Consider the following 16095-nt stretch of genomic DNA (forward strand, 5'->3'; position numbering starts at 1 on the left):
AAAATAAAAGTATTAGACGCATGATCCACTTTAAAACCAAGAAATATCTATCTTCTATAGTGAGAAAAGCGACAATCCTGAGTTCTTTGCTATTGAGTTTCACTGCTGGTGCTGATGACACTGATATTTTTATTGGCGGCAACATAAATAATAATGAACGGCCTCAAGTACTTGTCATTTTTGATAATTCAGGCAGTATGGACAACCCTGCTCCTAAAGAATCATATAATCCCAATAGGGTCTATCCAAAAGATTATCACTCTGATCCTGACAGTTACTATTATGTAGATTATAACTACTGGTATTACATCTCTGATTACACTTATTGCAACACATACTATCAAACCTGCAAGGGTAATTTTCTTAACTGGTATTATATGCCTAGCCCAAAGAAAATTGACTTGGCTAAAGATGCTATTCAGTCGCTCATCATAGATAACCCAAGCATCGATTTTGGCTTGTCCATTTTTAATTCAAGTACCGGTTCTATAGGAAGCTATGGTGGAAAAATATTTAGTGGTGTAAGAGAACGTAACTCAAGCGAAACTCAGGATTTGATCAATTTAGTAGGAAGCATTGAAGCTAAAACATGGACTCCACTCTGTGATACTTTTTATGAGGTTTATCGATACCTTACTGGAAAGCCTGTTTACTTTGGCAAAAACTCTTCATCTTCAGATAGAGATACAACAGTAGAAGAGCCTAATGGCAATTACATTCTACCCATTAGAAGCTGCCAGAATTTGTATGTTATCTATATGACAGATGGCGAACCCTCTCAAGACGGCTCCAGAAACAGTGCTATAAAAGATTTGAGAATCAATGGAACAGATCGAATTGCAACCTGTGATAAATATAAAGATTATGAAGGGGAAATGCTTGAGAACTGTTTACCTAAACTTGCTAAGTACCTCGCCAATCCTGGTGAATCTGGCTTAGATGGAAAGTCATCTACAGGTAGTCAGAAAGCTTACACTTATACTATCGGTTTTGCTACAGACCAAAGTTTACTCTTCGATACTGCTAGAGACGGCAATGGTGTCTGTTACACGACAGTTGGTAGTAATACAGACTCAGAATCTGGCTGTATAGCCGTTGATAATATAGCCTCGGCTTTCAAAGGTGCAATCAAAGAAATCCTGAAGCGAAGTAGTACATTTGTTTCACCCGCTGTCGCTGTTAACAGCTTTAATAGAACAGAAACTCTTGATAATGCCTACTATTCCATGTTCCTGCCTTCAGAATCATCTCGCTGGACGGGAAACATCAAAAAACTGAAAGTCTTCAAGTCTCAGACAGACACTCCCGACTGTGGAAGTGGCGATGACCACGACGTAGGCACTGTCGTTGATCGCGGATGCGATCAAGCTTTGAAAGAGGGGTCCAGTCAAATTGATGATGGCGCTTCTACTTACTGGGGAACGATCAATGATGGTGATCAGGTAGAAAGTGGTGGCCTGGGTGCACAACTGCTCAACAGCCTTAGCCAGCGTACATTCTACACAAATATTGTTACCTCCGATGGCTCTGAGCAAATTAGCCCTCTGTCTTCAGATAGCTTTCCTGCTTCAAGTTTTAACATTGCTTCAGACAAAACCTATAACGCCAAAGATCTGATAAGCTGGCTAAAGGGTGAAAGTGATGCCAGTGGATCTAACAGAGGGTGGGTATTAGGAGATATTCTCCACTCCAGACCTGTAACATTGAACTATGGAGCGAGAACCAATGCCTATACACAAACCAATCCTGATATACGAATAGTGTTTGGTACCAACTTTGGTCAGCTCCACTTTATAGAAGATCAAGGAAATACTGTCAGAGAAAATTGGTCATTCTTTGCCAAAGAAAGTGCTCCTATCGTTCCGTCAATCTATGAAAATCTTGATGATGTACCTCACCCTTACGGACTGGATGGTCAGATAAGTTTATTGCGTCTTGATGTAAACAACGACGGTAGCATCAAGAAAACTGACAAAGACCGAATGATCCTGTTCTTTGGCATGAGGCGTGGAGGTACAAGTTACTATGCTATTGATGTGACTGACCCGGAAGCCCCTCCAATACTCTTGTGGAGAATTGATAATTCAACACCTGGCTTTGAAGAAATGGGCCAAAGCTGGGCACCTCCAGTACCTGTTATCTTACCTGGCCACCGATTCGTGGAAGAGACAGTTTCCGGAAGTACAGCTACAAAAACCATATATTATAAATACGCATTAGCTATTGGCGCAGGATACGACGGTGACGAAATTAACGGTAAAGATGATGATCGCACAGGAGAGGAAATCGTCGACTCAAATGGTGAGACCAGATATGAACGCTATTACTCAACCAGAGGACGTGGCATTTACTTTGTTGATGCTGCAACCGGCAGCCTTATAAAGTCGTTCACTGCTCCCGATACAGATGATACCAATGACAACGACGCAACCCGTTTTGAATACAGTGATTTAAAATGGAGTGTACCTTCCCCACCCGCAGTCCTCGACAGCAATGGTGATGGTCTGGTTGACAGGGTTTATGTACCTGATTCAGGAGGGAATGTTTTCCGAATTGATATCGGGAAAGACTACAATGATGAGGGTGATGAACTGGCGATCTGGTCAATCTTTAAATTTGCAGAGCTGGGAGCTGATGCCCCAAGCAACAAGCCTTCACCCGATTCAACTGATGACAAGAGGTTTATGTATCAGCCTGAGATAGTTAGAACTGTCCACAGAGGCGAAGCCTACGATGCTGTTGTCCTTGGAACTGGTAACCGTGCCAACCCACTTACAGAAACAAATCTTGATCACTACTATGTTCTCAGAGATAAAAACCTGTTTTATCGTTACTACAAATCCGGAGACTGCAATGGGTGCACCACGCCTCCAGCAACAATAAGACATTCCGATTTATATAATGCAACAGCCAATACCATTCAGACAGGCACAGCTATTGAGCAGCAGGAGGCTCTGAGTCAACTGGCAGGCTCCTATGGTTGGTATATTCAGCTTGAATCTACTGGAGAGAAAACAACAACGACGGGACAAGTGTATGGAGGGCAGCTTCTTTTCAGTACCTACTCACCATCCAGCAATCCCGGGGCTAATATTTGTACTCCTGGTGTAGGGAGTAGTTATTTTTATGTTCTAAATTTACACACTGCCAGTGCAATCCGACAAGAAGATAATAACTGGGTCAGAAAAACAGCCTTATCAGTCATCGGCACACCCGGTGATGCCACTATCTTTTCACCGGGTGCCGGAGAAAATCTTGTTGACTTAAATACCGGATATAATGGTATCCCAAGCGAAATAGGATTATACCGTTACGGTTGGGTTGAGCAGCAGTAAAGAAGCACTCACTATGATCAATAATCAAAATACAATGAACAGATATAATGGCTTTACACTAATAGAACTTATGATTGTAGTTGCAATCATAGGCATTTTGGCTGCAATAGCATTTCCCAGTTATCAAGCCTTTCTCACCGATGGAAGAAGATCAGAAGGTCAAACGGCTTTGTTGCAAGCAGCGGGTCAACAGGAGCAGTTTTTTTTAGACAACAAAGTCTATACAACCGATATGACGGCACTTGGCCATGCCACTAGTCCATTTATGACTGAGGATGGGTGGTATTCTGTTTCTGCCGCCTGTGCTGTGGGTGGCTGTCAAAATGGATACACACTGACTGCCATACCCCAAGGTGCACAGGCCGCTGATGGAAACCTGACGCTTGATTCACTGGGTAGAAGAAACGCAAACTGGGATAACTAATTCTGAAAAAGCCCTCAAAAAACCCGAGGGCTCCATTCCAAAAAAACCAGTCACCCCACAAAAATCTCAGCCACCATAACATGACTCCCCCCCGGTTCCAGCCCAACAGAAACCTGGGGCAACGTTATCGTTTCCACACAAACCATAGACTTATAATCAAAAGTAGGCACATCATGCATTTTTTCTGCCCGAACAGGTCCCGGGTTCCAGACGACTGTGCCGTTGCTGCCGGATTTTTTGATGGTGATTTTTCTTCCCAAACCAGGATCGTGAAGGATGCAGGCTTCGCTATCATCAATATAGGTTCTGTCGACTTCACCCTGAATGATCACATCCCCTTCCTGAATGCAGGCTCTGCTGTCGTCAGTCTCATCCAGGTAACGCTTGCCATCCAGTCCTTCAATCCAGATCAGGTCCGTGTTTGATACGGTGAAATAAGTATGCAATGCCTGACTGATTTCAACTTTTCCTGCTCCAGTGTTTCTCGAGGTCAGACTGATTCTTAGTGTTTTGCCAACAATAATCTCTATAGTTAGGCCTGCTTTACCATCCCATTCCGGAATACTGTCAATTGGTAATGACAAAACAACTCGAGTCTCGCCAGTCTCCAGCGTGTCAGTCAACTCAAATTTCCAAAGCTCTGTACGGGCAAAACCGTGATTGGGGCCTCCTTCCTGTCGAGGACCAAACCATGGCCAGCAAATGGGCACGCCACCACGAATCGCTTTTCCCTCAACCATATCCGCTAGCGGGCTCATCCAGAGGACCTTCTCCTGACCTTTTGGCTGATAACTTAAAACCTGCCCTCCCTGCAGGGAAATCATAGCTTTGGCAAAAGGATTGTCGATTTCAAGAACAGGCACAGCGCCTATCATTCTGGGTTTGAAAGCAGAATTCGTTTGAAAAGTCATAGCGAAACTTCCTGAGTTGTAACATCAGAATAACAGACCCACATTTCTGTGACATGATCAGGCACCTCATCGACACATGCATTTACATCTATACCTGCAGATACACTGATAGCAGGGTATGCGGTCAGTCTGGACTTATTGTGGCAACCAAAAATTTACAAGACTATGAAAGAGTATCAAAACTTCAGATAGAGAATTGGGTAAGTAGACGATAAATATCGTATTTTGGACATCCGCTAAGCCGGATTGAATATGGGATCAATAACTATTTTATGAAAGGGAAGCTCAGGCTTCCCTTTTCGTTGTTATCAGAAACTTAAACCCACCCACAACCAGAGTTTATCGGTATCTACCTTACCAGCAGCATCATCGCCTGCAGTATAGGTAGCATATTTCACACCCGCGTTATAGTGCTTCCCAAACTTCTTGCTGTAGACCAGGTCGATCTCTTTACCCAGATCTTCAATAGTGGAGGTCTCTTCATCAGCACTAAAATCGTGATAGGTGACCGACCACTTACCACCAAAAAGCTTGCCACCAACTGTGGCATAAAGATCTTTAAGACCCTGAGCAGGAGTGCTCAGGAACTGATCCGCCCAACCATTGAACTTATGAGCAGTAGCAAGCGGCGTCGAGAAGCCATAATTGCCATCATCGGAGCCCAGTACTTCATAACCCACTTTGGTGGTAATACCGAATATCGCTACTCCACCCTCGACAAAGTAGAAATTGGCGTCGTATTTATCTGAGCCTGATTCGGACTCCTGAGTGGCAAACTCTCCGGTGTAGAGGAGTTTCAGGTCACTGACATCTGCGGAACCTGAGAGTCGCACGCCGTAGGTATCCAGACTGTTGTCGGTATCATCATCCAACTCAAGCAAGTATGCATAGCCGGTCAGTTTTCCTAAGGGTGTGGCATAAGAAGCGTTGAGCAAATGATCCTTGGATCTCAGATCCTTTTCTTCCGCAAAAATCCGGTTGCGTTTGTTGATGTAGGCGTATTTCAGTGACAGTCCTTCAACCGGCATATAATCAGCGCTGAATGCATTAAAGGTTTGTCGATCCTGTCGCCAGCCCACATGCCCAACAAAACGTTGATTATCATAAGCGATAACCTGTCTTCCGAGCTTGGCTGTCAGCCCTTCCATTTTATATTGAATAAATGCCTGATCGACTTCGGTCACTTCCGGATCAGCAATCACGGAATAGTCAGCACCATTGCCAACCGCATCATTGTAATCATCGATACCCGCTATAGACCTTGAATCTTCAAATTCCAAAAGGCCAGAGAAACCGTAGTAATCCCCTGTCTTGTATCCCAGTCGAGAGCGAAGGGTCAGTGCTTTGCCATCTTTCAGGGTATTGTCCTGATCAACCGTTTCGTATCTGAGCCTGAAGTCACCATACGCCTCTCCGCCGGTAAGCGCTTCTATAAATTCGTCAGCCTGAACCTGAGTTGTTGAGACAGCAGCTGCCCCCGCAATAGCCGCTGCCAGTAATGTTACCTTTGTGTGTTTCAAGGACTTAAACTCCGTTTTTTTGTTGTGAAAAGCCTTTTATCGCATGGACGACAAAAAATTATTTTTCTCGCTCATTGCTGATTTATTTTTGTTATTGTTGATTGAGCTGCGTTATATCCCCCGGATACTACGCGGCCTGAAAGCTTTCCTTACTGCTGGAAGCTTCTTTTTTCTTTTTATGCTTGCTGATGTTTTCCACCTTGCGCTGTTTCTCATAGAGGAACTTCAATACTTCAGAGCGCAGACGGGTATACTCAAGGTCTTCTGCCAGAGCCAGACGATCTCTGGGACGTTCCAGATTGATGTCAAGAATTTCGCCAATAGTGGCTTCTGGCCCATTGGTCATCATGACGATGCGATCCGAGAGCAGTACGGCTTCATCCACATCATGGGTAATCATGATGACGGTGTTATTCAGCTCCTGCTGGATCTCCATCAAAGAGTCCTGCATATGAGCCCGGGTCAGGGCATCAAGGGCACCGAAAGGTTCATCCATCAACAAAATTTCCGGCTGCATGGACAGTGCCCTGGCAATGCCGACACGCTGCTTCATACCTCCGGAAATTTCATCAGGTCGCTTGTGCATGGCATGTTCCATGTGCACCAATTCCAGGTTGTGCTCTATCCATTCTTTTGTTTCAGACTTGCTTTTTGAGCGTCCAAATACCTGCTTAACCGCCAGCTCAACGTTCTGATAGGCTGTCAGCCAGGGCAGCAGAGAATGATTCTGGAACACCACGGCTCTTTCCGGTCCCGGTTCCCTGACCTCCTTACCGTTAAGGACTACACCCCCGGTAGTGGCCTGGTAAAGCCCGGCAACAATGTTCAATACGGTTGACTTACCACACCCCGAATGACCAATCAGCGAAACAAATTCTCCTTTACTGATCTTCAGGTCCACGCCTTTGAGTGCCGTGAAAGGTCCTTTTGGTGTATCAAACACCATGTCGATATGGCTTATGTCTAATAGAGTGCCTGCTGCTTTTTGAGAGTTCATGTCCGTCACCTCCGTGAATTAACTGACTATGCCGGCCTTGTCCCAGGAGACAAAGCGCTGCAGCTGAAGCATGGTGCGATCCAGCAGAAAACCGATAAACCCGATGACGATAACGGCCACCATAATCCGGGCCAGAGAGTTGGAGCTGCCATTCTGGAACTCATCCCAGACGAACTTTCCAAGACCGGGGTTCTGAGCCAGCATTTCCGCAGCGATCAGAACCATCCAGGCAACCCCTAACGACAATCTCATGCCGGTGAAAATCATCGGTATGGAAGCGGGCAGAACAATTTTCTGCACATGCTTCAGGGCTGGCAGTCTCAGCACACGGCTGACATTCACCAGATCCTTCTCAATAGAAGAAACGCCCACTGAAGTGTTGATTACCATGGGCCACAGACAACAGAGCGTGACGGTAATCATGGAATTTAAAAAGGACTTGGCTACCAAAGGGTCAGGACTGACATACACAGCACTGACGACCATGGTCACCAAAGGTAGCCAAGCCAGGGGAGAAACCGGTTTAAAAATCTGAATAACAGGATTCACTGCCGCATTCAGGGTTTTATTCAGTCCTATGGCAATCCCCAGGGGTATGGCGATGACTGCTGCCAGGACAAATCCACTCAGCACAGTGATAAGGCTGGTGAAGATCTGGTCCAGAAACGTTTCTTTACCGGTGTAGGCACGAATTTTGGGTACGTAATCCGGGTCCTTGGCCAGTCTGGCTTCGATACGCTTCTCTTGTCGCTCATAGAAGGCCTGCTCTTTGAATCGTTCGGCGCTGTGTTCTTCATAGAGCGACCCCATTTGCTCCCAGACTGCCGAGGGTCCGGGAAATTGGCCCAGTGATGTATCAATTTTGCTGGCGACCCCTGACCAAATCATCAGAAAGACCAGGATGCCGGCAAAAGGAATCAACAGGGTTTTAAAGGTTATTATTATTGTTGTTTTAAGATTTTCAGAAATAATTGGCTTGTTAGTATTGTTATTGGCCAACGCAGTTTCAGTTGTCATGTTGGTTCTCTCCCCCAAACAGCCTTGAGCGGAAAATTCAGCCCATCCCAGAACATAAAACAGTGCACAAATCGTGATGGGGCTGTATTTTCAAAATCATCAGCCCGAGCTTGAATGGATCAACCACAAGGCTGATCCATTCACAACAAAATCAAATCTTGTCGCCCTGCTTCAGACCAATACTGAACTTGTTGATGTACTCATTAGGCTTCTTGCCGTTGTAGACGATGCCGTCAATAAAGTGGGTCTGTGGATTTCTGAACCCGTCTTCTTCTGCAAAGTTCGGGAAGTCGCTAACCTTGGCCAATTTGTCTTCGATCAGGGACCTGGCAGCTGCTTCATAGATATCCGGGCGATAAACTTTCTTGGCAATGTCGACGTACCAGGAATCGGGTTTATCTTCAGAAATCTGTCCCCAGCGACGCATCTGGGTCAGATACCAGATCGCATCAGAGTAGTAGGGATAAGTAGCGTTGTAACGGAAGAAGACGTTGAAATCAGGTACTTCACGTTTGTCACCTTTCTCATATTCGAAAGTACCGGTCATGCTGTTGGCAATCACGTCGTAGTCAGCACCTACATAATTGGACTGGGAAAGTATTTTCACAGCCTCAGGACGGTTGGCGTTGTTGTTTTCATCCAACCATTTGGCAGCACGGATCAGTGCGCGAGTCAGACGAATAGTGGTGTTGGGGTATTTTTCGGCAAAGGCTTTGGTAATACCGAACACTTTCTCCGGATTGTCTTTCCAGATCTCGTAATCCGTAACAACAGGAACACCGATGTTTTTGAAGACAGCCTGCTGGTTCCAGGGCTCACCTACACAGTAACCATAGATAGTGCCCGCCTCCATAGTGGCTGGCATCTGAGGTGGCGGAGTCACCGATAGCAGTGCGTCAGCATTAATCTGACCTGAGGTATCCCCCTTGTGCGGAGCATAATATCCGGGGTGAATGCCACCCGCTGCTAACCAATATCTTAATTCATAGTTGTGTGTGGAGACCGGGAAGACCATACCCATGTTGAATGGTTTGCCGTCGTCTTTGTACTTTTCAACAACGGGTTTCAGAGCATCCGCCTTGATGGGATGCTGAGGCTTGCCGTCTGCCCGCTTGGGAATATTCGGTTTCATCTGTTTCCAGATTTCATTGGAAACAGTGATACCATTACCGTTCAGATCCATGGAAAACGGAGTGATGATTTCCGCTTTTGTACCATAACCCATGGTCGCAGCAATAGGCTGACCGGCCAGCATGTGCGCGCCATCGAGCCGTCCATCGATGACACCATCGAGCAATACTTTCCAGTTTGCCTGAGCTTCTATGGTGACGTACAAGCCTTCATCTTCGAAGTAGCCTTTTTCGTACGCAATGGCTATAGGTGCCATGTCCGTCAGTTTGATAAAACCAAACCTCAGTTCTTCTTTTTCTGGATAACCCAACTCGGCATTTGCCTGCATTGACACAAGACCACTGACGCTAATCAGGGCACTCATTGCCACCGACTTAAAGGGTCTGAACCACTTCATTTGTCACTCCAAATATCTCTACTGATAGCTCACTGCCCTGCTACCTAAAGATTTATTATTCTGCACCGCCCCCTGAAATGCCTTTTCGGCTCTGGCTCATACATCGCTCCATCACCTTGTCGTCACGCATTTCAGGGGTTCGGTACATCCATGTAAAAAAAAAGGCGCCCACCGCTACCTGGAAATTTTTCCGGATAGCGATGAGCGCCTTTGCTCTCTTTCACAACGTCTTTGTTGCGAATGCCTGCTCCTGCCGCCCTTGGCAGGAACATTTTTTATTGTTGTAGCTGAGTTAAAGCATTCTTCGTGCCAACTAATTTCGGCCTCTAACTCTGATCTTTTTTCAATTTTGTTTCATTTTTATTTCGGTTTGGTGCACGACACTGAAATTGCGCACCAACAACGAGCAATCTTCCGATCATGACGCTTTTTCTTCCAGCATGTTGAAAACATCAATAACATTTCTGGCCACAGCTGCCAGAGTTTGACCGTTATCCATAGCCATCTTTCTTAACTTTTTATAAGCCCGGTCTTCACTGATCCCCTGTCTGGACATCAGCAACCCCTTAGCCTTGTCCAGTAGCTTTCGATCTTCCAGACGACTCCGGGTCCGCTCCAGCTCATCTTTCAATGACTGGTATTCCTGAAAACGGGCAACGGCCACATCAATAATGGTTTTGAGGCGCTGAGGCTGCAGATCAGCCACGATATAGGCATTAACGCCGGATCGTGTGGCTTGCTGGACGATGTTGTCAGTGGTTTGCTCAACAAACATTACGACAGGGAGTGGAGAGGTCTTATTGATCAGAGCCAGCTTTTCCAGAAGTGAGGGGGCAGGCTTATCCAGACCAATCACCAGAATATCGGGCGAGAGGTCGGGCACAAGGGTCAGCAGGTCCTCATTCTGCCCCTGTCGTTTAATGACTTGGTAGCCAAACTCATTCAGTGCCTGGTTTAAAACAGACAGTCGAGCCGAACGGTCTCCAATCAACAACACTGAATCCATAGCCTGTAACACTCTATATCCCTGAAAAGATAACTATTCACAGGCTATTTTTAAGCAAGGGCTGTACCAGAGCAATGAGGAACGGGTTTAGCATTCAGAATCAGCCAGCTGTTCCGGAAACGAAATCGATGCAAATGCCTGATGCCTGGCCAATTGGATGTGTCAGACTTCTACCATCCGGAGCTCTTTGGGCATGCTAAAAACAATATTCTCTTGTTCCCCTTCCAGTTCTTCGGGCTCTTCGGCGCCTAATTCAATCAACCGATTGATGACACCTTTTACCAGCACTTCAGGGGCTGAAGCGCCTGCGGTAATGCCCAGACTCTGTCTGCCTTCCAACCATTCAGGCTGAATATCCTGGGCTCCGTCAACAAGATATGCTGATGCGCCTGTTCTTTCGGCTAATTCTCTAAGGCGGTTGGAGTTGGAACTGTTCACCGAACCTACCACAAAGACTGCATCGCATTCAGATGACAGAGCCCTCACGGCATCTTGACGATTTTGAGTGGCGTAGCAGATATCGTCTTTGCGCGGCCCATTAATTTCAGGGAACTTGGCCCTCAGTGCATCAATCACCCTGGCGGTATCATCCATAGACAGTGTCGTCTGTGTAACATAAGCAAGATGTTTCGGATCTTTCACTGTCAGTTTCCGAACATCGTCTTCTGTTTCGACGAGGTACATCTTCCCGCCTTTAGAGTCGTCGTACTGGCCCATGGTACCTTCCACCTCAGGGTGACCATCGTGACCAATCAGAATACACTCCATACTATCCCGAGAGTAACGCACAACTTCCATATGGACTTTTTTGACCAGAGGACAAGAGGCATCAAAGACTTTCAAACCACGACGGGCAGCCTCTGCTTCGACTGCTTTGGAAACACCGTGAGCACTGAAAATAACAATAGAATCATCCGGTATCTGATGGAGCTCCTCGACAAATATGGCACCACGCTGTTTGAGGTTTTCTACCACAAACTTGTTGTGAACGACTTCGTGACGCACATAAATAGGAGGCTCAAAAACATCCAGAGCCCGGTTTACGATGTCGATAGCCCGGTCAACGCCTGCACAGAATCCCCGGGGATTTGCCAGCCTGATTTTCATGCCTCTGCGCTCTTGTCTGGTGTATGAATCGCTTGAGTGATATTCAGAACCTTCACTTCAAACAACAGTTCTTTACCCGCCAGTGGATGATTAAAGTCCACTTCAACATGGCTCTCTGTCAAACCGGTAATGACGCCAGCCAGCTCAGAGTTGGCGGCATCAGCAAAAGAAACGACTAAACCTACCTGCAACTCCATATCATCAGAGAATGTGTCTCTGGTAAACTCCCTGATGTTCTCGGGATTAGGCATACCAAAAGCACCGACGGGTGGGATTCTGAAGCTGCCCTGGTCACCCTCGGACAAGCCATAAATCACCTGCTCAAAACCCTGAGGCAGGTTCCCATCCCCCACGACAAATGTAGCAGGCTGGCCATCAAAATTACTGTCTACCACCTGCCCGTCTTCCAGTTTCAGGGCAAAGTGCAGTGTTACCTGCCTTCCCGGTCCTACCACAACATCAGACATTGTTTTTCTATACCCGCTTTCGAAAAATCCATTCATACACAGACAACGATTGCCGCCATCTTAAAGACTCCAGGTGCCCCGTAGTCCAGCATAATTTCAGCTATGACTGTTATGCTGAGGCCGGAAGATATCCAGAACCAACATGGCTGCACCGGAGGTTATGGCCATATCCGCCAGGTTGAAGGACGGGAAATACCAACCGTCATGATACACCAGCAGAAAATCCACGACGTAACCATTCATGATCCGATCATAAAGATTGCCCAGTGCACCTCCCAGTATCAGAGCCATTGAGCAGGCCTGCCAACTTTCTTCTCTCTTCATTCGGGCAAGCCAGATGACCAACATCAGGCTGACGACGGATGCTACCCCCACAAAAAGCCACCGTTGCCAGCCACCCTGATCACTCAGAAAACTGAATGCGGCGCCAGTATTATAGGCCAGAGTCAGCGAGAAAAAGGAAGGAATGACAGGCACCTGCTCATAAAGGTATAAGCTGTCCACAATGCGATGCTTGACCACCTGATCCAGAATCAGAACCACTCCACTTATCCACAACCAGTGGAGCATTCCCCAGGATTTTTTTCTCATACTGTTGAGGCCCTTTTAATCTGTTTTAGTGAGTCCCAGTTAAATCTTATGCCGAGTCGTATAAATGTCGATATGGTTACAAACCGAAATAGAAGATAAAGCTCTATGTCTATAACCGGAGAAGGTGACTTTTCCTTGTCCGTCTGACTGTTCATGCAGTCAAAAAATAGAGCAACAGTGAATGAAAAAAATGCCCGAACGCTATCGGGCATCTCTGATTCATGACGATCAATCAGGCAAACCTTCTGACCTCACCTTCACCGTCAACATTTTCAACACAACGCCCGCAGAGTGAAGTGTGTGCTTCAATAGTTCCAACGTCTTCACGACGGTGCCAGCAACGATCACACTTCTCATGCACTGACTTGCGAACAGCAACCTTCAAACCCTCAACTTCGGTATCCACAGCCTTCACAGCTTCAGGCAGAGGCTTGAGTTCAGCCTTGGAAGTAATCAGGACAAAGCGCAGTTCATCGCCTAGTTTGCCCAGCTTTTCCAACAGCTCATCACTGGCAAACAAGGTCACTTCTGCTTCCAATCCGCCACCGATCACACTTTCTTTACGAGCATCTTCAAGCGCCTTATTGACGGCGTGTTTTACGGCCATGACAGAGTTCCAGTAATCTGCACCCAATTCATCACCTTCCAGGCTTTTCAGGTCTTCATACCAGGTTTCCAGCAGAACAGACTTGCTGCGCGAGCCAGGAATGGACTGCCAGATCTCATCGGCCGTAAAGCTGGTGATGGGAGCAATCCACCGGGCAAAGGCTTCAACAATATGGAACATAGCCGTCTGACAGCTGCGACGCGCCAGACTATCTGACCGGGTTGTATACTGACGATCCTTGATGATGTCCAGATAGAAACCACCCAAATCCAGAGAGCAGAAATTATGAACTTTCTGGTAAACATTAAGGAAGTTATAGCTGTCATAGGCGTCAATGACTTCCTTCTGCAGACCCATGGCACGGCCAACGGCCCAGCGATCAAGAGACAGCATATCATCCCAGGCTACACTGTCGGTTTCAGGGTTGAAGCCGTTTAGGTTAGACAGCAGGAAACGAGCCGTATTACGAATACGACGATAGCTGTCTGCCGTGCGCTTGAGGATTTCATCAGACACGGTCATTTCTGCGGTGTAGTCTGTTGCAGACACCCAGAGACGTAAAATATCTGCACCCAGTGACTTGAATACCTTCTGGGGGGCGATAACATTGCCCAAAGACTTGGACATCTTGCGACCATTGGCATCCACCGTGAAGCCATGGGTCAGAAGCTGCTTGTAGGGTGGCACACCTTTAGTAGCAATGCCGGTCTTCAGGGAAGACTGAAACCAGCCACGGTGCTGGTCAGATCCTTCTACATAGATATCTGCAGGGGACTGCAAATCTTCGCGACGATCCAACACAGAGTAGTGGGTGACACCGGAGTCAAACCATACATCCAGAGTGTCTGTCACCTTCACATAGTGCTCAGCATCTTCTGCTGATAACAGATCAGCAGGCTCCAGATCAAACCAGGCATCCATACCTTTCTGCTCGACTTTCAAGGCCACTTTTTCAATGAGTGCAGAGGTATCAGGATGCAACTCTTCGGTTTCCTTGTGAATAAACAGAGCAATGGGCACACCCCAGGTACGCTGACGAGAGATACACCAGTCAGGGCTCTGGCCCAGCATGGACTCCATACGGTTACGACCCCAGTCTGGAGTGAACCTGACATTATCCAGAGATTTCATGGCTGTGTTTAGCAGGCCTTCTTTTTCCATACTGATAAACCATTGCGGTGTAGCACGGAAAATCAGGGGCGTTTTGGTTCTCCAGCAGTGTGGATAGCTGTGCACCATTTTGGCCTGAGCCAAAAGACGACCATTTTCTTCTAACGTTTCAACAACCTTTGGATCAACCTTGTAAACATGCTCTCCGGCAAAACGTTCAACATGACTGCGATAGAGACCGGCATCATCCAGATAGTTCAGTGTGCCAATGCCGTACTTTTTACCAACGTTAAAGTCATCGACACCATGGTCAGGTGCAGTATGTACAGAGCCGGTACCGGCGTCGGTGGTGACATGATCACCCAGAATCAGGGGGATTTCACGATGATAGAATGGATGGGCTACTTTTTTGCCTTCAAGCCGGGCTCCCAGACTACGGGCAATGATAGTGTAGTCTTCAATACCGTAGCGTTGCATGGCAGACTCAACCAACTGTTCGCCCAGAATCAGTCGTGCAGGCTGACCGTTGACCTGACACTGAATCAGTGCATAACCCAATTCTGCACCCAGTGTTACTGCCTGGGAGGATGGCAGAGTCCATGGCGTTGTGGTCCAGATAACAACGGCTACTTCGCCTTCACCCTGCTCATTACCTTTGCCATCATTGTCAAAATCAAAAGCAGACAGTAGATCAGCTTCGTCCAGAGCGGCGTAACGCACATCAACCTGGGTAGAGGTTTTTTCCTGGTATTCCACTTCAGCCTCAGCCAATGCAGACCCCCCAACCACACTCCAATAAACAGGCTTATAACCTTTCACCAGATGACCGTTGTCGGCTATTTTACCCAAGGCCCGGATAATGTCGGCTTCGGTCTGGAAGTCCATGGTCAGGTAAGGCTTATCCCAGCTACCCAGGATGCCCATGCGTTTGAAATCTTCACGCTGACCATTGACCTGCTTGGCGGCATACTCCCGGCACTTGGCACGGAAGGTTTTAAAATCAACCTTATCGCCCGCCTTGCCCAACATGCCTTCCACTTTATGTTCAATCGGCAGGCCGTGGCAGTCCCAGCCCGGCACGTAGGGAGCATCAAAACCGCTCAGGGTTTTGGACTTGATGATCATGTCCTTAATGATTTTATTGACCGCGTGACCGATATGGATGTCGCCATTGGCATAAGGAGGGCCATCATGCAGAATGAACTTGTCACGACCTTCGGACACCTTGCGAATCTCTTCGTAAAGCGCTTCGTCGTACCAGCGCTTGAGCATTTCAGGCTCACGCTTGGCCAGATTTCCACGCATTGGGAAATCAGTCTCCGGCAAGTTCAATGTATGCTTATAGTCGGTCATAGTTGGATCTCATCATCACACGTCTTGCGGGCCAGACAAACAGGCCCAAAGCTCGTCATCCCAAACTGTTTCAAGAAACTCGCCCGGAAGTTCCAGACGATGTTTCTCAGCAATCTTCTCAC

Annotated in this window: 12 protein-coding genes; 2 read left to right on the forward strand and 10 right to left on the reverse strand. The window is 47.0% G+C overall.

Translation table 11 applies throughout. The features are described from left to right. The first annotated feature begins 20 nt into the window (after window positions 1-20). Window positions 21-3335, forward strand: a complete 3315-nt coding sequence (locus ACO6V5_RS11465; protein ID WP_422411189.1) for a pilus assembly protein — start codon at window positions 21-23, stop codon at window positions 3333-3335. Between the two features lie 13 nt (window positions 3336-3348). After that, window positions 3349-3759 (forward strand): type IV pilin protein, encoded by a 411-nt coding sequence (locus ACO6V5_RS11470; protein ID WP_422132941.1) that lies wholly within the window; start codon window positions 3349-3351, stop codon window positions 3757-3759. 50 nt (window positions 3760-3809) lie between these two features. Here ACO6V5_RS11470 and ACO6V5_RS11475 read toward each other — a convergent pair whose 3' ends face one another. From ACO6V5_RS11475 to ileS, 10 genes are all read right to left on the reverse strand, one after another. Further along, window positions 3810-4670 (reverse strand): D-hexose-6-phosphate mutarotase, encoded by an 861-nt coding sequence (locus ACO6V5_RS11475; protein WP_422132940.1) that lies wholly within the window; start codon window positions 4668-4670, stop codon window positions 3810-3812. A 308-nt stretch (window positions 4671-4978) separates the two neighbouring features. Then, window positions 4979-6190 carry an alginate export family protein gene (locus ACO6V5_RS11480; protein WP_422132939.1) on the reverse strand — a complete coding sequence of 404 codons (1212 nt, stop codon included), beginning with the start codon at window positions 6188-6190 and terminating at the stop codon, window positions 4979-4981. Window positions 6191-6317: 127 nt separating this feature from the next. Continuing rightward, window positions 6318-7187, reverse strand: coding sequence for an ABC transporter ATP-binding protein (locus tag ACO6V5_RS11485; RefSeq protein WP_422132938.1), 870 nt, complete (start codon window positions 7185-7187; stop codon window positions 6318-6320). A gap of 18 nt (window positions 7188-7205) precedes the next feature. After that, complete coding sequence (locus tag ACO6V5_RS11490; RefSeq protein WP_422132937.1) at window positions 7206-8204, reverse strand: ABC transporter permease; 999 nt, start codon at window positions 8202-8204, stop codon at window positions 7206-7208. A 151-nt stretch (window positions 8205-8355) separates the two neighbouring features. Continuing rightward, complete coding sequence (locus tag ACO6V5_RS11495; protein ID WP_422137081.1) at window positions 8356-9699, reverse strand: CmpA/NrtA family ABC transporter substrate-binding protein; 1344 nt, start codon at window positions 9697-9699, stop codon at window positions 8356-8358. Window positions 9700-10150: 451 nt separating this feature from the next. Continuing rightward, on the reverse strand, window positions 10151-10723 hold the full coding sequence (locus ACO6V5_RS11500; RefSeq protein ID WP_422492110.1) for an ANTAR domain-containing response regulator: 573 nt from the start codon (window positions 10721-10723) through the stop codon (window positions 10151-10153). A 177-nt stretch (window positions 10724-10900) separates the two neighbouring features. Further along, window positions 10901-11845 (reverse strand): 4-hydroxy-3-methylbut-2-enyl diphosphate reductase, encoded by a 945-nt coding sequence (ispH, locus tag ACO6V5_RS11505; protein ID WP_422412558.1) that lies wholly within the window; start codon window positions 11843-11845, stop codon window positions 10901-10903. Further along, window positions 11842-12312, reverse strand: a complete 471-nt coding sequence (locus tag ACO6V5_RS11510) for an FKBP-type peptidyl-prolyl cis-trans isomerase (RefSeq protein WP_422412560.1) — start codon at window positions 12310-12312, stop codon at window positions 11842-11844. Before ACO6V5_RS11510 ends, ispH begins: the two co-directional genes overlap by 4 nt. A gap of 96 nt (window positions 12313-12408) precedes the next feature. Next, entirely contained in the window at window positions 12409-12903 is a 495-nt protein-coding gene (gene lspA, locus ACO6V5_RS11515; protein WP_422132933.1) for a signal peptidase II, read from the reverse strand. Window positions 12904-13135: 232 nt separating this feature from the next. Continuing rightward, a complete protein-coding gene (gene ileS, locus ACO6V5_RS11520; protein ID WP_422412563.1) occupies window positions 13136-15973 on the reverse strand; it encodes an isoleucine--tRNA ligase in 2838 nt (945 codons plus the stop codon). Between the last annotated feature and the right edge of the window lie 122 nt (window positions 15974-16095).

It is taken from the genome of Endozoicomonas sp. ALD068 (assembly GCF_049310145.1).
Lineage (GTDB): Bacteria > Pseudomonadota > Gammaproteobacteria > Pseudomonadales > Endozoicomonadaceae > Endozoicomonas_A.

Bases quoted from the DNA above. Each gene is read 5' to 3' on its own strand.
- ACO6V5_RS11465 (WP_422411189.1), top strand. From the start codon at position 21: ATGATCCACTTTAAAACCAAGAAATATCTATCTTCTATAGTGAGAAAA.
- ACO6V5_RS11470 (WP_422132941.1), top strand. From the start codon at position 3,349: ATGATCAATAATCAAAATACAATGAACAGATATAATGGCTTTACACTA.
- ACO6V5_RS11475 (WP_422132940.1), bottom strand. From the start codon at position 4,670: ATGACTTTTCAAACGAATTCTGCTTTCAAACCCAGAATGATAGGCGCT.
- ACO6V5_RS11485 (WP_422132938.1), bottom strand. From the start codon at position 7,187: ATGAACTCTCAAAAAGCAGCAGGCACTCTATTAGACATAAGCCATATC.
- ACO6V5_RS11490 (WP_422132937.1), bottom strand. From the start codon at position 8,204: ATGACAACTGAAACTGCGTTGGCCAATAACAATACTAACAAGCCAATT.
- ACO6V5_RS11495 (WP_422137081.1), bottom strand. From the start codon at position 9,699: ATGAGTGCCCTGATTAGCGTCAGTGGTCTTGTGTCAATGCAGGCAAAT.
- ispH (WP_422412558.1), bottom strand. From the start codon at position 11,845: ATGAAAATCAGGCTGGCAAATCCCCGGGGATTCTGTGCAGGCGTTGAC.
- ACO6V5_RS11510 (WP_422412560.1), bottom strand. From the start codon at position 12,312: ATGTCTGATGTTGTGGTAGGACCGGGAAGGCAGGTAACACTGCACTTT.
- lspA (WP_422132933.1), bottom strand. From the start codon at position 12,903: ATGAGAAAAAAATCCTGGGGAATGCTCCACTGGTTGTGGATAAGTGGA.
- ileS (WP_422412563.1), bottom strand. From the start codon at position 15,973: ATGACCGACTATAAGCATACATTGAACTTGCCGGAGACTGATTTCCCA.